Origin of the sequence: Bremerella sp. JC817 (assembly GCF_040718835.1) — a bacterium.
GTDB lineage: Bacteria > Planctomycetota > Planctomycetia > Pirellulales > Pirellulaceae > Bremerella.
In genome coordinates this window covers 37,255-59,551 of record NZ_JBFEFG010000266.1, presented here as the reverse complement: position 1 = coordinate 59,551, position 22,297 = coordinate 37,255, and the positions used below count along the sequence as shown (strand labels likewise).

10 protein-coding genes are annotated in these 22,297 nt (G+C 56.6%); 7 read left to right on the top strand and 3 right to left on the bottom strand.

Annotated elements, in window-relative coordinates; genetic code table 11:
- Positions 1-74: 74 nt before the first annotated feature.
- The gene (locus AB1L30_RS07615) at positions 75-1,037 is read left to right on the top strand and encodes a deoxyhypusine synthase family protein (RefSeq protein WP_367012827.1); all 963 of its coding nucleotides are present in this window, start codon (positions 75-77) and stop codon (positions 1,035-1,037) included.
- A 76-nt stretch (positions 1,038-1,113) separates the two neighbouring features.
- Here AB1L30_RS07615 and AB1L30_RS07610 read toward each other — a convergent pair whose 3' ends face one another.
- Genes AB1L30_RS07610 through AB1L30_RS07600 form a run of 3 tightly spaced genes read right to left on the bottom strand, consistent with a single transcriptional unit; the run spans position 1,114 to position 4,736 of the window.
- A complete protein-coding gene (locus AB1L30_RS07610) occupies positions 1,114-2,289 on the bottom strand; it encodes a type VI secretion system contractile sheath large subunit (protein WP_367012826.1) in 1,176 nt (391 codons plus the stop codon).
- A gap of 6 nt (positions 2,290-2,295) precedes the next feature.
- Positions 2,296-2,547: a hypothetical protein gene (locus tag AB1L30_RS07605; RefSeq protein ID WP_367012825.1), complete on the bottom strand. Its 252-nt coding sequence runs from the start codon at positions 2,545-2,547 to the stop codon at positions 2,296-2,298.
- 47 nt (positions 2,548-2,594) lie between these two features.
- Positions 2,595-4,736, bottom strand: a complete 2,142-nt coding sequence (locus AB1L30_RS07600; protein WP_367012824.1) for an FHA domain-containing protein — start codon at positions 4,734-4,736, stop codon at positions 2,595-2,597.
- A gap of 382 nt (positions 4,737-5,118) precedes the next feature.
- On the opposite strand from AB1L30_RS07600, the gene AB1L30_RS07595 reads away from it, so the two are divergent.
- The 6 genes from AB1L30_RS07595 to tssI all read left to right on the top strand — a co-directional run bounded on the left by AB1L30_RS07595 (position 5,119) and on the right by tssI (position 22,277).
- The gene (locus AB1L30_RS07595) at positions 5,119-6,729 is read left to right on the top strand and encodes a class I SAM-dependent methyltransferase (protein ID WP_367012823.1); all 1,611 of its coding nucleotides are present in this window, start codon (positions 5,119-5,121) and stop codon (positions 6,727-6,729) included.
- Between the two features lie 249 nt (positions 6,730-6,978).
- A complete protein-coding gene (locus AB1L30_RS07590; RefSeq protein ID WP_367012822.1) occupies positions 6,979-11,799 on the top strand; it encodes a hypothetical protein in 4,821 nt (1,606 codons plus the stop codon).
- A gap of 310 nt (positions 11,800-12,109) precedes the next feature.
- Complete coding sequence (locus AB1L30_RS07585; RefSeq protein WP_367012821.1) at positions 12,110-13,321, top strand: hypothetical protein; 1,212 nt, start codon at positions 12,110-12,112, stop codon at positions 13,319-13,321.
- A gap of 257 nt (positions 13,322-13,578) precedes the next feature.
- Positions 13,579-18,897, top strand: coding sequence for a VWA domain-containing protein (locus AB1L30_RS07580; RefSeq protein WP_367012820.1), 5,319 nt, complete (start codon positions 13,579-13,581; stop codon positions 18,895-18,897).
- A 393-nt stretch (positions 18,898-19,290) separates the two neighbouring features.
- On the top strand, positions 19,291-19,791 hold the full coding sequence (locus AB1L30_RS07575; RefSeq protein ID WP_345087814.1) for a type VI secretion system tube protein Hcp: 501 nt from the start codon (positions 19,291-19,293) through the stop codon (positions 19,789-19,791).
- A gap of 149 nt (positions 19,792-19,940) precedes the next feature.
- Positions 19,941-22,277: a type VI secretion system tip protein TssI/VgrG gene (gene tssI, locus AB1L30_RS07570; protein WP_367012819.1), complete on the top strand. Its 2,337-nt coding sequence runs from the start codon at positions 19,941-19,943 to the stop codon at positions 22,275-22,277.
- Positions 22,278-22,297 lie beyond the last annotated feature (20 nt).

The window sequence follows — 22,297 nt, the reverse complement described above, 5'->3', positions numbered from 1 at the left end:
AGTCCGTCCGGCTGTATCGCGAAGTGCGATTGGCGGCGGTGCAATCTTTCCGTTTTCTGCAGGAGTCGCACACGATGAGCATCAGCGCGTTTATGGAGAAGCATTACCGCCATTTCAACGCTCGCGAGATGCTGGATGCGGCCAAGACTTACAAGTCGATGGTCGATGGAGGTGGCAAGATGTTCATGTCGATCGCCGGTGCCATGAGCACGGCCGAACTGGGCATTTCTCTGGCCGAGATGATCCGTGCCGATAAGGTACACGCCATCAGTTGCACGGCTGCCAACTTCGAAGAAGACTTCTTCAACCTCGTCGCCCACGACGACTACGCGATGTGCACCAACTATCGCGACCTGTCGCCAGAAGACGAGTTCCAGCTTCGTGAAGATGGTTTCAATCGCGTTACCGATACCTGCATTCCGGAAACGGTCATTCGCCACTTCGAGCACAACTTGCTCGAATACTGGAAAGAAGCGGACGAAAAGGGGGAGCAGCACTTCCCGACCGATTATTTCTTCCGTTTGCTGAAGGATGGCAAGCTGCAAGAGCATTACCAGATTCCAGCCGAACATAGCTGGGTGCTGGCCGCCTACGAAAAAGGTATTCCGGTCTTCACGCCCGGTTGGGAAGACTCGACGCTGGGCAACATCTTCGCGGCCCGCGTTTACGATGGCACGTTGTCTTCGCACAACGTCATCCACCCAGGCACACGGATGATGCAAGACCTGGTGAAGTGGTACCTCGAGCACGAAAAGAAGGGCATCGGCTTCTACCAGATCGGTGGTGGTATCGCTGGTGACTTCGCAATCTGTGCCGTTCCGCTGATCCTGCAGGATCTCGAAAAGCGAGACGTGAATCTGTGGAGCTACTTCTGCCAGATCTCGGACTCGACCACTTCGTTTGGTTCGTACAGCGGTGCGGTCCCGAACGAAAAGATCACCTGGTACAAGCTGGGCAAAGACAGTCCGAAGTACATGATCAACTCCGATGCCTCGATCGTCGCTCCGCTGATGTTCTCGTACATCCTCGGTCAGTAAGTCGAACGCAAGCTCGAAGATAAAATGAAAGCTGCCTGGGCGAACGCTCAGGCAGCTTTTTTTCGTGCGCACCATGTTAGCGATGGGACCAAGGTCCGAGCCACGCTCCGCCTGCCAAAGACTGGATGCCACGAAGCTGGACGCGGTCCTGATTCTTGAACGAGACGATCGGGCTCAAACCGATCTGCATCAGGTGTTCAATCTGCGAATCGGTCAGCAGATATTCGCCACAAGGATGAGCGTCGCCATCCGCATTGGGATCGAAGTACAAAGGCAAGTCGGTGAACTGACTGACGGCGGAAGTGTCGAGTTTCCAGCCGCATTCGTTAAAACCTTGCGCGATCGCCGCCAACGCCAGCCAAACGGGGCTCCCCCAGGCCAACTCGGCCTTGCCGGTCGGAGGGACTTCTTCCAAGGCGAACGATTCGACCGGCTTCGTTTTCTTTCCATACGGAAGCCGCCACTGCACGCGTGGCCATAGTCCTGCGATGCTTTGCATCGGCCGTGTTAAACGATTGCGATCCCAGGTTACCTGTTTGACTTCTTCGATCGAGAGCCATTCCTCTTGGTTTCCTTGAAACTCCACGGCCAGCGCCGCGCCCGCTTCCTGGCAGAGATCTCCGAAACGAGACAGTCGAATCAGGTCTTTCTGGTTCGCACTCCACGGAAACAAACAGCCGATCACGCCCCAAGGGGTTGCCCCAGGCGTTTGCCGCGGTCGAGTGATTTGCCGAGCTAGCGCCGTCTCACTCCAATTGGCGTCGTCGAGTTGCGCCTGGAAGCTTTCGGCGGAGGTGTCGAGCACAAAGATCTTCAGCTTGGCATGGGTCTCGACGTGGAACGAAAGCCATTTGAGACCAAGCCAAGTACTTTCCAGTTGACGAAAACTGCGACTGCGAAGCACGCCCCGCATTGTTTCAGCGATCGCTTCATCGACCAAGGCAACTAGACCGTCCTGGCGAGAATCGACCCGTTCGACCTTGCTTTCGGCGAGCACTTTCTGAATGAAGGCCTGCCAGTTTCCGCTTTCCAGTGGCGAGCGATCGACGTCGACCGATTGAGCCAGCACATCGGCAAACAGATCTTCCGACCCTGGGGCGGCCGGCGAGACAGGGACCTCGCTGGAAGCGTCCGTCGCGTTGTCTCCCCAAGCCAAGACTTCCGCCGCTGCGGAATCGAAGTGCTTGGGATTTTTCAAACGTCGACGAAGGGTCCGAAGCTGCTCGAACAGTTCGAGCTTTTCGAACAACACGTCGGGCTAAAAGTCTTCGAATTCCTCGAAATCGATCGATTGCGTGGCCCCAGCGGACGATGCCAGAATACCTTCGAGGCGCACCTGAAGTTCCGCCGGCAGTTCGTAGATGTTGTCTCGATCGACTTCGATCGGCGTCGTTCGTTCCGGCTGGCCGCTACCATGGAAATTGCCCACCAGCAGAATATGCAGCGGGACTTGCTCATCGACTTTCATCTTTGCCGGGGCGAGCGCACTGCCAACCTTGATTTCTGCCATGCCAGTCCCCTGTCGATGCGATCCGAAGAATTGATTTGCGAGATCACTTAACCGGTCTGTTCGACGACGCGATTCAATCCCAGCTTCTGAAGTGGCTCGGCCCATGACTTGCGGGTGAACAGTTGCCAACTGTCAGGCATGTCCGCCACTTCGGTCAAAATCGCTTCGACAGGCTGACCAAGCAATTGATCGACCGTTTCCTGATCGCGTTGGGTCAAAAAAGTCGTCAGCAAATTGGGCGAGAAGACCGCGAAGAATTGCGGCCCCGGCGATGCACTCGGCTGGTCACCACGGGAAGGCCCGAACAGGCCAGCGCGGAAGTGGTCGACGATCTTCTGGGGATCGCCAGAAGTGAACAAGACACTGATCGCATCAAGTCCCCACATCTCGTCGATGATCTCACGAAACGGCTCGAGATCTTCCGGGCAGAAGAGCATCGGCCCGCCCAGTGCCGCGAACTTCTCGTCGAGGTCCCCACGTAGCGGCACGCCCCCGAGCCCTTCGGGAATTGGCTTTTCAGCACGCAGGAAATGAATCGACAGCACTGGCCGTGCGATGCGCGATAGCTCGCGGATCATGGCGAACGGCGAGAAAGAAACCGCCGGCGTTCCTTCGAGAATGCTTTGATAGAACGGATAGCCAGAGACCGTGGTCTCTTCGCGAAAACAAAGTCCGCGAACCGATTCTGCCGCCGCAGGGGCCGACGCATCGGTCGCTTCACCCGGCATGTCGGCCTCAGACAGATCGGCCGAAGCGTAATCAGGATTTCGCCAGTTACCAACGCCTGCGGCTTGGGGCTCGTGAAAGCGTGGCGGCGGTTCGATGTTCGACGGAATCGAGACATCCGGATTGAGGCCAGGCACTTCTCGAGCGACCGGATCGTCGTTCGAGAAGCCGACCAGGTTCGGATTGAAGTTGCCAGGTCTCGCCGGCGGTGCAAAGCTGGGACTTTCGGTGCCACTTTCCCGCAGTTTGCCCAGAACCGGGTCGTCGTCCGCCTCGTCATCAAAGTCGAGCGAAGGGCCCAGATGCGGACCGAATTCGTCGTCGCCGAAATCGAGGTTGGGATTGGCACCAGCCTGCAGACCGAGTTGGGCCTCCCATGGAGGCGACTTTGGTTCTTCGATAGGCCCGAACTTACCTTCGCCGGGGGGCTGCTTGAACGGAGGATCTTGCGGCGGAAGGTTCATGAAGTTCGGGATGTCGTCCCGTTCTTCGATATTCGGAAGCCCTGTCGGTGGCGTCCCTGGCGGACCAATCGGCGTGCCGGGTGGAACGGGCCGAGGAGGCGGTGGAAAGTTACCAGCCGGTGGCATGCCAGGCGAAACGGGCGATGGTGGCGTTGGGCTGAAAGGAGGAAAGTTGCCTGGCGATGGATTTCCGCCAGGAGGTCCCATAGGCGAGCCCAGGCCCCCCTTGGCAAACTTAAAGATCGGAGCGTCGTCGCCACCTCGCTTGCGGTTCTCGGGCGGCACGAATGGTCCCGTAGGGGGCGTCCCTGGCGGAAGCAAGCCAGGCGTCACCTGACCTGGCACAGGTTGCCCCGGCACGATCGGCGGCGGAGGCGATTGCGACCAGGGAGGGCTCTTGGCCGTCGGGTTACTCAAATCATTCGAATGGACGTCGCTTCGCACGGTGGGAAAGTTCGGTGGCGTAGCCGGATCGGTGCCCGAGTCTCCCAGTGAGGAACCAGCGATCGGCAAACCAGCCGCGTCATCTTTCGGCAGACCCGACGATGCCGCAGGATTAACCCCCGGCGAACCACTGCTGGAGAAACGAGGATCGCTCCCTTCGATGGCCTGACTGCCATACTCCGAAGACAACAGCGATTGATTCTGAACGGGTTCGATCAGCCCGAGATTGGTCGATTCGTAGGGGCTCTTGGCGCCGCCAGAGATACGGACGAGAAACTCGGTGCGGCCTGCATAGATCTTCTGGCCGTCGTGCAAGACGAGGCTTTCTTTGACGAGCTCGTGATCGACACGCGTTCCGTTGCGGCTATCGAGATCGCGTAGCCAGCAATACTTACCGTCGTTGCGTACCTCGAAGTGTTGGCCAGACATCATGACATCGTCCGCGAATGCTTCGTCGGCGTAATTTGTGCGTCCGATTTTGCATGTCTGATCTTGCGGCACTTTAACTTGGCGCCCAACTTGAGCACCAACGACCACCTCGAGGACAACCAACATGATGTTGAATCTGCACCTAATTTTAGGGGGAACGATTGCAGGAATTCGATTAGATCAGTATCACTCTGACCCGTCAAACAAATACGACGTAACACCAAACCGGGTTGAAGTTTAAAACACGCCCTATCGTAAGTGTCGGTGATTGCCCCAGATAGTTGCGGCATAATCGACAGATTCGGCAACATCGTGCAGGTTTTCCCAATTGTCTCCATGACTGCAACCGACAAGATTCTCTGGTAAAACTGGTAGATTCCGTCGACTTTTCCGACTTTGGAGACGACACATTTCCCGTTTGTGGGAAGAATAAGACCTTATTGCTCCCTGGGCAGCGAACCCGGGATCCACTCGTCCTATCCTCTTTGCCTTCTTCGTGAAAGAGCTCATGAGCACCGCGGATAATATGCCTTCCTTGGCTGATGAAGAGTACAGCTACGACGTCGTTCCGTATCCAAGCCATCCCTTCCGCCAGTCTCACCCAGAACGAATGGCCACGGTGGGGCACCTGTTCGGTTTGAGCCCTGCTCCGGTTGGCAAGTGCCGCGTCCTGGAGATTGGTTGCGCTGCCGGCGGCAACTTGATTCCTATGGCCGAAGCCCTGCCCGAGAGCGAATTTGTCGGGGTTGATCTGTCGAAGAAACAGATCGAGCAAGGGGAAGAAAACATCAGCTATCTCGGGCTGTCGAACATCCAACTGCTGCACATGAATTGTGCCGACATCGACGAGTCGATGGGCGAATTCGACTACATCATTTGCCACGGTGTGTTCTCGTGGGTCAGCGAAGAGATCCAGAACCGTATTCTGGAAGTCTGTCAGAACAGCCTGACGGAAGATGGCATCGCCTACATCAGTTACAACACTTTCCCCGGCTGGCACATGCGCGGCATGATCCGCGACATGATGAGCTTCCATGTCCGCAACGTCAGCGAAGTACCTCGTCGCATTCAACAAGCTCGGGCCTTGCTCGAATTTCTCGCCAAGAGCGTTTCGGCCGACCGGGGCGCCTATGGCATGCTGCTCAACAGCGAACTGCAACTGCTGCGTCGCCAGTCGGACAATTACCTCTTTCACGAACACCTCGAGAAAGAGAACACGCCGCTCTATTTCCACGACTTCGTCGAGCGAGCCCAAGAGCACGACCTGCAGTATCTGGGCGAATCGCAATTGGCGACCATGTGGACCGGCAACTTCCCGAAAGAAGTCGCCGAGACCCTGGAACGGATCGCTCCGGAAATCATCCAGCGCGAACAGTACTCCGACTTCGTCCGCAATCGCACCTTCCGTCAGACGCTGCTTTGCCGCAAAAACGCTAAGCTGTCGCGAGCCTTGAAGCTCGAATCGCTGGACGGGGCCTATGTCGCGGGCAACCTCGACGAGCAGATCGACCGTAGCAAAACCACCAAGCCAGGCGATCCACGTACATTCGTCAATCCACTGACTCGTCAGACGGTCAGCACGCAGGACCCGCTAGTGATTCACACCGTCGAAACGCTGAAGGAGTGCTATCCGGCCGCGATTTCGTTCGACGACTTGTTCCAGTCGGCGATCGATAAGATGGTGGATGGCGTGATTGCCGATGCCACCAAGATCGAGGCTCTCAAGCGATCTTTGGCGACGAACCTCATTCATATGACGGTTAGTGGCATCATCGAACTGCAATACAATCCTTCGCGATTCACCGTCGAGGTTCCGGAATATCCAAAGACCTCAGGCGTCGCCCGGATGCAGGCCGCCAATACGACTCGCTTGACCAACGGCCGCCACGAAACGGTTCAGGTCGACGACCTGGCACGTCATATGGTTCCCTTGATCGATGGTACCCGCGACCATGCCCAACTGGGTGAAGAACTGAAGCGTCTGGTCGACGAAGGAAAGCTGGTCATCCAGACCAAGGGAGACAAAACGGCGAATCTGCCCCGCGACATCGTGGTGAAAAAAGCCATCGAGGAAGTCTTGCAGCGGCTTGGCAAGGCCGCGATGCTCGTTCAATCGTAAGGGTACGAACGACTTCTCAGGAAATCTCCAGCAGAAAGCGGGTTGGTGTCGATAAGACGCTGACCCGCTTTTTTCGTTTCCGGACCGAATCAGCACTCATCGTGCCCATTTCGCCCCTGGGGAGTGTCTTGAATCCCGAAGTGTGTGTGATTTAATGACCGGGTGGGTTCGGATGGGATCGTTTCTTTCGGATGAGGAGCGGACCGTTGTTTTGGTACCCAACATCGACGCCTGATCACGAGAGACACGATGGCCAAGCTTACTCCCGGCATGAAGCAGGATTGGAAGCATCGCCCCGGCAACGGAGGGCGTCCGTTGAAGCGGACGGTTCGCCTGATTTTCGTGGCAATGCTGTTCCTGATTCTGCTGGGAACGCTGATCTGGTTTCTCATTCCCCCTCGGCAACAGCACACTTTCTTCTTTGCGGCAAAGTCGATTGAATACGATCTCTGGGCAACCGTGCCTTTGGTCCATACATCGGTCGCCGATACGATCGCCGAAAAAGGGAACCACGATCCACGCTCGTTTCATCTGACAGCTCTCTCTCTGGAAGAGAACTTCCCATCGATCGACTTGCTGGCCAGCGAAGCCTCGGACGGTAAGACGCCAGGGCGTCACGACGCGTGTGTTTTCTATATTCAGGCCCATACCCTGCGATACGATCAGGACGGTGTCGCCCATGTCGTGGTCGCCACGCCAACCTTCCTTCGTAACTCGCTCGCCAACTGGCAGCAAAGTGGCGTCCTCGATTTGAATGTCGTGCTCGACTGGATCGAGACGGCGAACTGCCCAATGAAGCTGGTCCTGCTCGATGCCGGCACGATTGTCACCGATGGAAGGATCGACCTTTACGAGAACAACTTCACCGCGGCTCTCGAAACCGAGATGAAAGCTCGCGATGACGACAGCTTGTTCATCATCACTTCACACGAGAACGGACAGAAGTCGCTATCGCTATCGCTACAGCGGAACTCGATCTTCTCGCAAGCGGTTCAGGAGGCGTTCATCGGCAAAGATCTGATCGACATGTCGAGCGACGATGTGCTGACGCTCGACGAGTTGTACCATCACATTTGCGTTCGCGTGAAAGACCATCTTGGCGAAGGCGTAATTGTCCAGACGCCTCGGCTGTTCCAAGGTGGCCAGGGAATTCTGACCGATGGGTTTCCAGCGATCTTCATTTGTCGCTATTTCCGAAAGACACCCTCACCCGAAGACGAGGCCAAGGACGCCCTGGAAAAGAAAGAGCCGGTCCCCCCTGCCCCACCCAAAGCAGCCCCTGCGGATGGCAAGCCTGATGCCGCATCCGATGGCAAACCAGACGGCAAGAAGACCACGGATGAGGATCCACGCTGGGTCACCTTGCATGAAGTGTGGCAGCTTCGCGATCAACTGGCTCAGCCACCGGCCGAGCGTGGCGGCATGGTCTGGAGTCCGATCGACTTCGCTCCGCAATACTTTCGTCGACTCGACAGCTACCTGATCGGCTACCAGTTTCGTTTGCTGTTTGCCACCGGTAGCGTGCCGGAAGACAAGCTGACCAAGATGAAAGCTTCGCTAGAAACGCTGCTGGCCAACATGAAGAACGGCCAGGCCATTCAATCGATTCCCCCTCTAAGTGATACTCCGGCCGACAATTTGATCGAAGCGTGGAACCAGTTTGTCGGTACCCCTTACGAGCAAGCATGGAGCGCCGAACTAACCACGGCAGGCACAACCTCACGCGATGCGATCCTGGGATGGAACTATTGCGTTTACCAGGTACCTGAGATCACGCGTTGGTATGAATACACCGGAAGCAACTCGACCGTTTCCAATTACGAATCGCTGCTGAAAGATATCGAAGAGATCACGGTGGGCATGTTGGAAGTCCCCTCCAGCGACGAGTCTGGCGAACCGCTCGAAAACTTTCCGTACGTGGGCGTCGTCGATCGTGCCCTTGCCAATATTAATTCGCTACGTCGACTGACCAATGTCGAGATGACCATCTCACCACTCGATCCGCAGACGAAGAATCAAAACTTTCAAATGGCGGAAGCGATTCGCCTGATCGGTTATCTGAAGACATCGCTGCCATCGGCCGCCGATCGATTGCAGATGTCTCAATCGCTCCGTTCCTTCTCGCAGCAATCCGTTCCGCCTTACTCGTACATCGATAGTTCGACTCCTTTCCTGATGCAGCTTTCTCAGGGAGAACTCCCGCGGGCCTCGGCAGCCAACATGGAACGCCTGCGATCAACTTACCTTCAAATCGCCGCTGCCGGCGAGCCGCCCGCGACCGACGGTAACGAAGCCTTCGTCACGCTCGGCAACACCGTCCCGGCTAATCTTTCGACCAATGCCGACTACCGTGATCAGGTTCGCTACCAGGTTCGTGTCCGGACGATCGATTGGCGCAACATGGCCCAGATCGTCGGCGAAGTTCCACCGCTGCCATTCCGCTTCCCGGTTCAGGAAAAGATCCCTCGCCTGACAATTCAACGTGGCGCCGAGAACCAACCGGTCACCTTGTATGAAATCGGCAAGCCGGTCGAAGTTGCTTTCGATCTGACAGCCACCAACTTCCCGCCTGGACAGGTCACCTTCGAGGTTGCTTACGATAACAACGCGTTGGAAGTCTCGTTCGACAACGGTAGTTTCGATCCGGTGAAGGGAACCCTGAACTACACAATCGATGCCAGCGGACCGCTCATCATCAAAGGAACGGTCACGGCGTTACTCGACCGCGAAGCGAACGCGGTACGGCGAAAGATTCCTGATATTCGCACCGCCCAGCGCGAGATTGTTTCGCTTTCGATTCCGACGCAATACATTCCCCCAGGTGCCGAAGGAAGTCGCGTCGGCAAGCTCGATGTCACGCTGCCTTGGGCAGAAGTTGTCGAGTTGATCGTGCAGCAAACCGGTGCCGATCAGTCTGGCATCTTCTATGGCAACCGCGTGCAAATCCCCGTCTTCGATAACCGCCCGTCGGAATATCGTTTGGGCGTGATGAACCGCTCGCGTGTCCCACGCAGCCTGAATGTGTCGCTCTATCCGGCCGTGCGGCCAGCTGGCAGCATCATGCCAACGGGGAGAATATTCTCTTCGCAGTATCATCGCAAGCCAGCGACAGGCGGTGCCAACAGTCAGGAAGCGGAGCTCGCCCCGTGGCGGGTTGCCAGCTTCGAGCGTCCCTTGGTGAACCTTGGCAAAGACTTCTTACCGACCGGCATTGCCACCGGAATTCAGGCCCCGCCGGTCGATCAGATTCCTCCTCCTGCAACACGCCTGCGAGGCCGGATCGTTAACGAAGCGGTCGACGAGAACCAATGCCAATGGCTTCGTTTCACCGGACCGCCTGGTCCCCCGGGTCCCGACGGCAAACCAGGTTCGCCCGGCAAGGTACTTCCCACCAGCCTGACCAATGGCTTGCTAGTGGTGATCGAAGACACGGAGCACAAAGACGCCGATGGCAACCCGGTACGCTGGATGCGGTGGGTCGAATGGGTTCCCCGCAATCCGAGCGAATACCTCGACTTCCAGCCGGCCGTTTATCCCGCCGATAAGCTCTCGCGGCTCGAGATGATGGTGCAGCCAATCACCGGCAGTCGTGCCATGCCAAGGGCTACCTGGGACGAACAACCTTTGGTTGGATTCTGCACCTTGCCGCATAACCTCGCCAAGATACCGATTCGCGTCGAGTGGGACTGGCAGTTTGATAACGTCTTTGAAGATTCCGAACTGATTCGCCGTCAGTCGTATGGCATGCTGAATTCGCCAGACAGCACGGCGACGCTCGGAGCCGTTTTGAATCTCGATAGCTCCAAGTCTCCTTTGCGTCCGCTGCTGATCGATATCGCGTCTTCAGAAAAGCAGCCTACTTTGCGACGGGCGTTTCGCAAGGTGATGCATCTGAACACCGGCAAGATCGACGCCGACGCTTCGGCCGGTTTTCAGGCATTACGCTTGGATGCATATGTGCCCCATGTCGAAGACGAGCAAAAGCCCCCCTTGCCGGTCGAGGTGATGGCATCGGATTGGCCCGCGAATCGGCTTCCGATTATCTTGCCCAGCAATAGCAAGACGGTCGACTGGTTGATGGCTATTTCGACCGACACCAACAGCTTCAACGGTGCCACCGAGATTAACCCTGACATGATCCAGCTCGGTCTGTTGGAAGCTGGCAATGGTTTTCAATCGGCTCGCTTGAACTTCACTGAGACCCTGTACTCGAATCGCTCGTTCGCCGCCGAGTTGACCACAGCCCAGGCCGAAGGTCCGCTGGTGATCACGTCGTCGCTGCAAGATATCGTTGCCAACGGACTCTCGGCGGCGACTTACGAAACGTTCATTGGGGACTTTGTTGTCGAGATCTATAACGGATCGAAGATGGTCGAAAGCCTCCGTGTGCCGGTGGTCATCGATAAAGATCCGCCAACAATCAACATCGCCCCTTCTCCTTTGGCGATCGCTGTCAACGATGGCGTGAAGGTCACCATCCCAACCGAAGACAAGGCTTCCGGCATCAAGTATCTAGAATTTGGGGAGCCTGGCCCTGGCAAAACGATCGCCGACAAGCCTTCCATCCTGGAGCCGCTGGTGGGCAACATCGTGCCGAACCAAAGCGATATCTTCCTGCGTGTGCCTCAGTTCATCCTCAATATCCGACCGGCGGATTTAAAGTGGGAAGAAGGGACGACCCACAAATTGCGGGTACGAGCCGTGAATCGCGCCGATTTGAAGTCGGATCCGCTCGACCTGATCATTCGTGTCGGTCCCAAGCTGGCCGATCCGACCGATGGCAACCCCCAGCCACTGATGGTCATTCGGACCCAAGTGGTTTTCGTGAATGGCAGAGCGACCAAAGATCCGCAGTACAAACCAAGCATCAAGGAACTCCCGCTCCAGCCGACACTGGCTCCAGATGGGTTTACCTGGGTGTTTGAAAGCACACAACTCAAGCCGGGGACGAATTACACACTGCAGACCAGTGGCCGACAAACTTCTGGCGGAATTAAATCGACCGAAACGACCGCTCAGGCCTCGCCGGCGAACCAACGCTCTCCCATCTACAAACTTCAATTCAACTAGCATGCTGGCTTATTGACGACAGTGCTGCGATAGCACGCTAGCAACTACCTAGTTGTTAGAGACAACGCACTTTCAAATTTTACGCAACCCGCAAAGCCAGCCAGGTAAAATGCGTCAAGTTTTCGGATCACGAAAACCTAGCAGGCTAGGACAATGATTGCGCAAGCATCTTGAATACTGTTTTTGAGGGGCGTTGACTCCGATGGTACTGCATGTGGGGAGTCTCCTATCGTGCACAATCGTTGCAGGATAGCCGACCCCGACATTTGGAATTCATCGGACTTGCCCCAAAACCAACAGGAACGCTCTCATGGTCAGGCCTTCACTGCCGTACGCCGCATTCGCGTGCGTAGCCATGTTCGTTAACGGATGTGCCATCCACTCCGCTCCGCCTACCGTTACGGTGTGGAACAAGCTCGGCATTCCTCAATCGTTCGATGCTGCGAACGCCCATTGGATCAACAAGCATGGCAACCATCCGAAGTGGGAAAAGAAGCCACCACTGAAGCGGATTGCTGACCCGCTCAATCTTCAGTCCCCCAACCCAGCCATCAAGGCCGCGGCTGAGATCAAAGCGGAAGAAGACCTTGCACCGCAGAAGATCAAGGCTTTGAAGTACCTGGCGACCATCGGTTGTGGGTGCTACGACAAGGAAGGCAAAGTCGAAGCCGCCATCCTGGCTGGCCTGAGCGACTGCACCGAAGAAGTCCGCAAGACGGCCGTTCAAACCGTGGCAACTGCCGCGGGGAACTGTGCGTGCAACGATGGTTGCAGCAGCACCTGCTGCACCGAGAAAATCCAGGAAAAGCTGCAAGACATGGCCTATGGCGAGACCGACGGGTGTTGGCACGAGCCTTCCGCCGACGTCCGCTCGATGGCCGCTCAAGCCTTGGCCGCGTGCCCGCCGATCAGCGTGCTTCCGGCAACCCAGGACAGTCGCGAAACAGTTCCGACCCCAGCAGTTCCCGGTCGTGAAACGGCTCCTGGAATGGGCGAACCACTGCCACCGATTCCACCACCTGCTCCGCTGCAGACTGCGGCTCCGGCGAACCTGCAAGACGCCGCGATCGTGCCGATGCCAGAAGCTCCGGTCGAGAAAGCACCTCAGGCCAGCTTCTACGCCCCGGTCCATGTTGGCTCCGCTGAGAAGCAGGAAGCATTCAGCCAGTCGCAGGTCGCGACGGTTTCGGCTGAAATGGCCACCGAAAGCCCCGCCATGATGGTGATCCAGGACAGCGAGCCGTTGAGCATTCCGGTTGCCTCGCGACTAGAAATCATCAGCACCAAGGTCGAGTTCGTCCTGCAGCAGCAGTCGGCTGCCGCCATGCACCTGCCCAAGGCAACCAACATGAACGTTGGTCAAACGTTGGCCATCCAGATCCATAGCCGCCGTGGTGAACATACCATCGACGGCAAAGTGCAAGTCGTGAAAGTCGACGGTAGTTTGTTGTATGTCCGCCCGATCGACGGCCTGGCATTGAACGTACTTCGACCTGGCAGTTCGATCTCGATTGCTCGCTAACCGATGAATCGAGACCCCAATGGTAACGCATCGTCCGCCACGTCATCTTGTTCCCGATGGCGTGGCGTTTGACGTTCTTGGAGAAAGCTGACGCCGTCGATGAATTTCCGCGAAACTTACTCTGAAGCGTCCCGTTAATCTGGTACTCTCGATGGAACGACCTGCGGCATGATCCAGAATCATCGCCAGTGATGTTCCGCGATCTCGTTTCTTCCTCGTCGACTCGAACCCGCAACCGTAGGAGCTAGGCAAGCATCATGGCTGATTGGCGTGAAGGAGCCGGCAAACCCAAGAAGCCGCAACGGAAACCAGCCAACGATCCTCAGCCCACGCCCGCGAAACCTCCGCGTGATCCTTCCGACTGGCGCGGCAAGAAACGTGGCGAGCCTGCTCCGACTGGCCAGCGAGCTTCTGAAAAATCGTATCTCCGCGAGAACAAGTCGAACGGTCCGAAGAACATCGGCGTGCTGAACCTGTTGCTCTTCTCGCTGGCGATCCTGACCGGTTCGTTTATCGCGATCATCGGCTGTCAACCGACCAAGACGCCGATGCTTCACATGGCGACTCTGGAACATGACGATCCCTTGTGGGCACCGAACGCATTCGCCCTGGAAGACCTCAACAACTTCACGTTGTCGATGGAAGACCCTGGCAGCAACATCGAGCTATACATCGGCCAGGGAATGACGGCCGGTTCCGAACAGCAGAAGCCCTGGATCAATCTCGACGACGACGAGTTTACCTCAGCCATCAATCGCTATCTCGATCTGACGAAGGCCCCTGGCGGGCCGCGACCTGGTGGCTGGGTCTTTTATTTCAGTTGCCATGGCGTGACCAACTATGATGGCGTTCCGTACCTGGTGGCAAAGAACAGCCGGGCCCTTTCGCCCGAGAGTGGCAATGCCAACGCCAAACTGGTGCCGCTGACGACGGTCCTGCAGGCGATCTCCGATCATCCAACCATCAAGCGTTATCCCAAGTCGTACAAGTTGCTGGTCTTCGATATGGGCCGCATGGAGTCGCAGTGGTCGGCCAATCGCTTGTACAACAACTTCCCTTCGTCAGTCGGAAATCTGCTGAAGACGTTGCCACAAGACATTCAGCTTTCCAATACGCACCTGCTACTCTCGAGCAGCGACGGCCAGAAGTCGTGGGCGAATCCTCATGATGGTGGCACCAATTTTGGATTGCTGTTCGGCAAAGGCCTGCTTGGCGATGCCGACCAGATGCCGACCTCGGTTTCGGACGACAGCGTTTCACTCAGCGAACTGAATACCTACTTGCTGCAAAGCGTCGACAACTGGGCGATGCAGCATCGCAATTCTCGACAAACGCCCCAGTTGTATTCGATTGGTCAATCTCCGCCGCCGGATCAGATCTTACTGAGCCGTGTCGGTGACGCGAAGTTCCAGATCAAGCCCAGCAATGCCTCCAACTTCGATGGCAATAGTCCCGATCAGAAGCGTTTGGCCGACCTGTGGGATGCCCTGCAACTGCTGGGTGAAAATGGTGCCCTGCAGATCGCTCCGGCCCGGTTCAGCCTGGTGCAGTATGAACTGCTGCGTGCCGAGCGCATGACCGAGTCAGGCATGTGGTATCAGGCCGAGCTCACGCAGATCTTGAAATCGGTTCACCAGGCGATGGATGATCTGGCGATGACCATCGCCCAATACAATCCGGTCGCCGAGCAAGTGATCGTTGAGTCGACGTTGCCATTCTTCGAGGGAACTGGTTTACAGCGAGAGCTGGGTAAACGGAAGTCATATGCCCTGGGAAGTCTTGCCTGCTGGCGATTGATTCACCCAGAACCGATCACCCATGTTCCGACGTTGGCCGAGTTGCAAACCAACGCTAACAAAATCGCGGAAGAGGCCAAGAAGCCAGACACCCCGACCGACAAGCAAACCAAACCGCTACGCTGTGAAGACTACTACGCGGCCGCCGAGTTTCTGTTGGATGGCTTCACCAAAGCGAATCAGCGGGACATGACGCCTGAGAATATCGAGCTGATTCTCAACTACCTGCAAACGGCCCCCAATAGTCCGGTCCAGGAAGCAAACCAGGGAACGCATGTTGTCGAAGTTGAGCAACTTCTGATGCTGGCCAACTTCCAGCAGACGTTGGCCACCAACTTCGGCATCGACGCCGCTTCGTACGACGCGACTCCTTACCGCAACGCGATGGTCGAAGTTCTTCAGTGTCGCCGACGCCTCGAACGACTCGCATTTACGGCAGACCAACGAGTCTTCCCCTGGCTGGTGCCATCGCTCGACAACGCCGATTCGATCCGCCGCGAAGCCGAGGATTACCTTTACGCCTTGCAGCCCGACAAGACGTTGGAACTGCTGGGACCATTAACCGGGGCCGCCAATGGCTTCCAGGATATCGCCAGTAAAAAGGATCGCCTGACGCGAGCATACCGGGCGGTCGATTCGGTTCGAATCTCGGTGCCTTATCTCATTTCGTGGCTGACGCATCACCCTTACGGCGCGAGTGATCGCGAGTTGCGTCTGAATCAAGCCACGACCGCACTCGAGAGAAGTCACGATCTGGCAGCGGCGCTTTCGCCTCGCAAGTTGGAAGGTGAAAGCCAACCGAACTACGGCAAGGCTCCTATTCCCGAGGAAGATTTGATCCGCGAGATCGAACAAAACTATGCCGAAGTCGTTCGGTTCTTGAATCGTGAATCGCAAGATATCCTCGACGCCCAAGGAGGCAAGAATCGCTCCGACTCCGAGACGCTACTCGAAATCCACGACTTGCTACGCGTTCGCTACGTTGCTCGCTTGACCCCTTCGATGGCGACGTACGATCGCAACTCGCTACGTGCTAAACAAATTGCCATCGCCGGCCAATCGCTCGGCAACGTCAATCTGAAACCGGTCGCCCAGTCTCCGTTGATCCTGGGTCTGGCTTCGTTTCCGAAAGGCCCCTGGCAGTTAGCCTTGAATCAGGTCGGCGGTGCAGGCGACTATCAGATCGCACCAATCCAAGTCGAGAACGAACCAGCGGCCGCCGCACTGCTGAAAGCGACCGGCCCCACCGTTGAGTTTGCGTTGAATGTCGAAGAACAAGCCCTCGCCAGTTCGTTGGCACCCGCGCGGTCGATCGAATCGTACCCCAGTGCGACCAATGCGACGGCAGTGACCGCGTTCACCGGGGTTGTAGTCTCGGATCAGGCTCGCATCTCCGGAAATCGCACCACGCCTCCCCAGATCGAGTACCGAATCCAACGCAAGGAGCACTTCGCCTGGTATGCCTTCCGTGCGATGGAAGACTTCTGGGGAAACGACTCGCTGAATCCTTACTTCGATCGTTCGGCGGAAGCCTACCTCGGTCCGTTCAGTCAGGAATCGGTGAACGCGACCAGCGAACTAGCCAGTACCGTCATCAGTCGCTTGCGGCAACTGCGAAAGGATTACCCCCGGTGGGTTGATCTTGGTAATCCACCAGAATCGATCAGCGATTCCAAGGACGACATCCATCACAAGCTGACCATTCATTTCCCGCAATCGATCCCAGCCGGTCTTTCGGCGATTGACTTGCTGGCGAACCAAGGCAAGGCGGTCGATACGTCTGACTCGGCTGGCGAGTCGAGTGTCACCCACACCTTCCAGACCCAGCCCGTCGGAATCTTCCAGCCACAGCGTTCCTTCCTGCAAATCATCCCGACGAAAGCCGTGGCGCAGTCGACCGAAACGATCGAGCGAATTCGTTTCCGTGGCAATGCTCGCCGGTTCCCGCTTGAGATCTCTGGCACTAAGCGGCCTGACAGCATTGTGCAGATTGTCGACGTGAATCCATTCCCGTTCCGGCAGCCGACCGTCTCGGTCGATGGCGAACTGAGCGGAACGGCCGACGTGATCTTTATCCTCGACTGTTCCGCCACGATGTCGAAGATCGTTTCAGGGACACCGCCTGCGTCGCGAATGAGCATCGCCAAGGGCGTGCTGCAAGATATTCTCGGAACGATGGCCAGTCCGAAGGGTCAGTTCCGCGTGCTGACCTATGCCTTCGGTAGCCGAGTCGGCTGGGATGGTGATAATCAAGCGATTCAGCGGCCTGGTGTGAACGTTCCGGCCGGGATCGTGCCGGCGAACGATGTGATGCCGCTGGTCAATGCGAACCTGGCTCCACTCTTGAATCAATCGCCACATCAAAACGAACCAGGCGTCGATGTCGCTCGCATTCAGGATGCGATTGAAGAACTCGATGCCTTCGGCGAGACTCCACTTTACTATTCGATTTACCTGGCCCTGCAGAAGATCGATCCCACGAAGCCAACGCAAATTATCGTAATCACCGATGGGGCGAACGATCAGGCCGACGACCCTACCAGTCGGCCGTTCCGCAAGAGCGCTATTAACTTGATCGACGAGTTCAACAAGCCGAAGTATGCCAACACGCAGCTTCAGGTCGTGGGCTTTGCGTTGGGAGAACAGGCCCGCAACCTCCAGACTAATCCTTCGTCGCAGCCTCCTGCCAACACATTGGCGGAGATTGCCTGGCTAGCGAAAGAGAAGGCTCGTGGCGGGTTCATTCCGGCCGACCAGCAGATCGAACTTCGCCGACGCATCGAAGAACTGATCAACATCAAGGTCTATTTCTCGGTACAGCGATCGGACGATCCAAGCCAACCGACTCCACACGAGTTCGGTTCGTTATGGTACGCCAAAGATAGTTTCGAGAACCAGCGGCACGACTACACCGTGCGTGAACTACGAACCGACGACACCGCCAAGATTCAGCTTCGTGGTGGTGAGCGAGTTCGTCTGACCTACGACGACGAAATCAACCAGATGGTCTTCCAGGATGATCAGGCCGACGAAGCAGCCCGAGCGAAGATTTCGGTCGACGATGCCTTGGGCTTCAGCGGCGAGTACATCGCCAGCATCCTTAATTTCCAGGCCCCTGACCCCGATACGGGGACGCTCGAAATTCCAGTGCGTCTGGAGAACACAAATGACACGCAGTTTACCGTGCGACCGTTTCACATCTGGGCCGAGATCCAGCCGAGCGTTACGAACGCGTTCGCTCCGAACGAACTTTTCGAGACCCGCTACTTCAGCGATCTGCTGCTTCGGAACGAAACGCAGTTTCCTGAGTTTCTGCTGGAGCTAAACCAATGGCAATCGGCTGCCAAATGGGCCCGGGTCAAGGTTTACACGCAGCTCGAGAAGCCGATCCAGCCTGCCAAGACGGTCTCGTTGAAAGACCTGCTGGTGAACAACGTCACCAACACCGGGGCCGACTTTGCGGCCGGTAACTTCACGGTCGAGACTTCCACCAGCTTGGATCAGTACAAATATCAGATCGTGGTGAGGGTTGAACCGGGCAGCCAAGGCATTCAACCACATCATGTGGGAATCGTTCCGGCACCACCGCGAATCCAACGCACCTACGACATCGCCGGCGATGGCAGTCGCGAGATCCTGAGCATTACGCATCGATTCATGTACGAAAGTAAGAATGACGTCGAAGCCAGCGACCATCCACGAGTTGAAATCTGGACGCGTGATCAGCTTACAACGGGGGCTCCTTCGTTCTCGGTCGACGTACAGATTCCGAAGTGGTAGGAAGCCCTCCGACAGAGATCGTTAGCCTGCTTAAGATTGGCGATCCTGGACAGGCAACGCCTCTGCTTCCCTTTCAATCGCGACAATCGGACCAATCGATCGCAGTGGAGTGGGGAGGCCGATCAACCATTGATCATCAAGGGACAGCGTTGTGATTTGCAACCTATGAATTCTCAACGCCTTAAGCTCGCCGAAAGGAAGCCGTTTGCATCCCGAAAAGTTTTCCTCGTTTCTTCCGGGAAACGACGCAACGTTCTTGGGGAGGCGCCGTAAACCTAAATATCTTCAGGGGGAAACGAGGCCGACCTGAGTCCTGCGACTAGCGGTTTCGTCAGCGACATAAACAAAGCCGATTCGATCGTAACACTTACACTTCAAGATTGAGGGAGAAGAATGACAATGGCTGGTTTCCTGTTTATTGATGGTGTTCCCGGACAGAGTGGCGACGCCGAACACAAGAATTGGATCAACCTGCTTTCGGTCAGCGAAAGCATTTCCCGCATGGTTTCGCGTGGCGGATCGGGCTCGAGCCGCAACGTGCAGAGCGCAATCTTCGACGACCTGGTCTGCGTCAAGGAATTGGACAAATCGACGCCGAAGCTGATCGAATCGATGGCTGCCGGTACCGTTCATCCGGTTGTGAAAATCGACCTGGTACAATCGCTCGGCGACAAGGGCAAGCGTCTCCCTTATCTGCAGTTCGAGATGAAGCAGGTCATCATCACCAGCTACAACTTCAACGCCGCTGTCGATGGCGACGGTACCGTCCCAACTGAATCGTTCTCGCTGAACTTTGAAGAAGCCAAGTGGACCTTCAATCAGTACGGCAAAGATGGCGCCAATCAGGGTAAAGTCGAAGCTACCTGGAAGGTCGAAGAAGGCGCTTCTTCTTAACGCTTCGCTGTCGAACAAACGCAGGGGAGCGGCGTGTTGCTATCCCCTGCGTTTTTTTCGTTTCGGACGAGCTGAATCCCTTGGCGACTTTTGCCCGGCCGACACCCTAGCTTTCTGTCAGCCCACCTCTTTCGGACGCTCCGACTACCATGAACAAAGCTCAAGAGAATCGCGCGTTTGCCCTGGAAGATAGCCTGGGGAATGACTTCTATCTCTTGTCGTTCCAGGGTGAAGAGGGTCTGTCGAAGCTATCGCAGTACCACTTGTCGCTCGTCTCGCGACGCCAAGACCGGCAACACAAGCCGGAAGAAGTCATCAACAAAGAAGTGAAGCTGCGGCTGAATGTTGGTGACTCGAGCAAACGCTACATCAAAGGCTACATCAAGCGATTCTCGGCCGATTACCAAGCCGGCACCATGGTCGAGTTCCATGCCGAAATGGTCCCTTGGCTTTGGTTCGCCACCCAAACCACCGACTGCCGGATCTTCGAGGACAAAACGATCCCCGAAATCATCGAGGCGGTCTTTAACAGTGATCCACTGAGCAGCATTGCCAAGTTCAAGTTGAAGCTGCAGAAGAACTATCCGAAGCTCGAATACTGCGTGCAGTATCGCGAGACCGATTTCAACTTCGTTAGCCGTTTGATGGAAGAAGCAGGCATCTTCTACTTCTTCGATGGTTCCGGAGATGGTTCGAGCAGCGACACGTTGATCCTCGCTGATAACTCGCAGGCCTACTTCGATGCCACCGAGAAAGATGTCTATCACCGAACGACTTCCGCCGGCACGCATGGCACCCAGCCGGAAATCATCGAGTGGAACCACCGCTGGGAGTTTGTGGCCGGCAAGTTCGTGAACACCGATCATACGTTCAAAGAGCCCTACGAAAACTTCGAGAAGAACTCGGAAACCAAGATCAGCAATCCGCTCAGTTCCGACTTTAAGAAGTACGAGTTGTACGACTACCCGGGAAACTTCGTCGACTCGAAGTCTTCGGGGCAAGCCAGCGAACATTCGACCTCGAACAGCAAGGTACGCATCGGTTCGGAAGAGCATGGCTTCGATCGCATACAAGCTTCAAGCGATTGCGTTTCGTTCGGACCCGGCGCCAAGTTCAAGCTGAACTCGAAACGGGTTCATGCCGATAGCGGGAAGACCTACGCGATCGTCGCAATGTCGCACTCCGGCACCAATCCGAACTACACCACCGGCGAAGCAGCGGGCGACAAGTACATCAACAACTTCACGTGTGTTCCGGAAGACACGGTCTTCAATCCACCGCAAACATCCAGCCGTCCAAGCGTGGCTGGCCTGCAAACGGCGACGGTCATTGGTCCGGCGGGCGAAGAAATTCACACCGACGAATATGCCCGGATCAAATGCCTGTTCCACTGGGCTCGCCCACAGAACAAGGATCGCAAGCAGCCCGATACCGAAACCTCGTGCTGGGTTCGCGTCGCCCAGGCATCGGCCGGCAAGAAGTGGGGATTCCTCTCCATTCCGCGCATCGGGCAAGAGGTGGTGGTCGACTTCCTGGATGGCAATCCCGATCGGCCGCTCGTGGTCGGTTCGGTCTATAACGAAATCCAGAAGCCTGCGTACAGCCTGCCGGACGACAAGGCGAAGACCTACTTCAAGACCAATAGCACCCCTGGCGGCAATGGTTTCAACGAACTGTTCTTCGACGATAAAGCGGACAAGGAACGCATCTTTCTGCATGCCCAGAAAGACCTGGACGTTCGCGTGAAGAACGACTCGCGAAATCTGACCTTGGGCAATCGCTCGCAGATCATCGGCCAAGAGAAAGATGGCGAGAAAACCGGTTGGCAGCGTGAGAAGGTCTTTCAAGACAAAGAGATCAACATCAAGCGTCACCAGATCGAACACATCGAGGGCAACCATCAACTGATGGTGGGCAACGGCGACGAGTCCTCTGGCGGCAACGTCGCCCTGGTGGTCGAGAAGAGCGTTGGCGTTCAGATCGGCGATCAAGGTCTGGAAGTCACCAACGATGGCAGTGCCAAGACCTGGGTGAAGGGCTCGCAAGATATCACCGTCGATGGCGACTGGCGTCAGCAATCGAGCACGCTGCACATCAAGGCCGAGTCGGACTGGAACTCGAAGGCTGGTGCCAACATCAGCACCGAGGCTGGCGAGAACATCGAAGCCAAGGCCGGCATGAACTACAACCAGGCCTCCGGGATGGAGATGAACCTGAAGGCGGGCATGACGCTTAACATCGAAGCGGGCGCCAGCATCTCGCTGAAGGTGGGTGGCAACTTCATCAACATCAACGCCGGCGGCGTTTTCATTCAGGGAACGCTGGTGAACATCAACAGCGGTGGTGCGGCAACCTCGGCGGTCGAAGCGAGCCCAAGCTCTCCTTCGTCCCCCGAGAAGCCAGAGAACGAAGTCACCCAGGCGGCACCGCAAGATCCCGATAAAGCCCACAACGAAGAGACCGGCTTCAAGTCGGCTCCGGAATAAATCGAAGCCGACGATGCCTG

Bases quoted from the DNA above. Each gene is read 5' to 3' on its own strand.
- AB1L30_RS07580 (WP_367012820.1), top strand. From the start codon at position 13,579: ATGGCTGATTGGCGTGAAGGAGCCGGCAAACCCAAGAAGCCGCAACGG.
- AB1L30_RS07575 (WP_345087814.1), top strand. From the start codon at position 19,291: ATGACAATGGCTGGTTTCCTGTTTATTGATGGTGTTCCCGGACAGAGT.
- AB1L30_RS07590 (WP_367012822.1), top strand. From the start codon at position 6,979: ATGGCCAAGCTTACTCCCGGCATGAAGCAGGATTGGAAGCATCGCCCC.
- AB1L30_RS07605 (WP_367012825.1), bottom strand. From the start codon at position 2,547: ATGGCAGAAATCAAGGTTGGCAGTGCGCTCGCCCCGGCAAAGATGAAA.
- AB1L30_RS07600 (WP_367012824.1), bottom strand. From the start codon at position 4,736: ATGTTGGTTGTCCTCGAGGTGGTCGTTGGTGCTCAAGTTGGGCGCCAA.
- AB1L30_RS07615 (WP_367012827.1), top strand. From the start codon at position 75: ATGAGCATCAGCGCGTTTATGGAGAAGCATTACCGCCATTTCAACGCT.
- AB1L30_RS07585 (WP_367012821.1), top strand. From the start codon at position 12,110: ATGGTCAGGCCTTCACTGCCGTACGCCGCATTCGCGTGCGTAGCCATG.
- tssI (WP_367012819.1), top strand. From the start codon at position 19,941: ATGAACAAAGCTCAAGAGAATCGCGCGTTTGCCCTGGAAGATAGCCTG.
- AB1L30_RS07595 (WP_367012823.1), top strand. From the start codon at position 5,119: ATGAGCACCGCGGATAATATGCCTTCCTTGGCTGATGAAGAGTACAGC.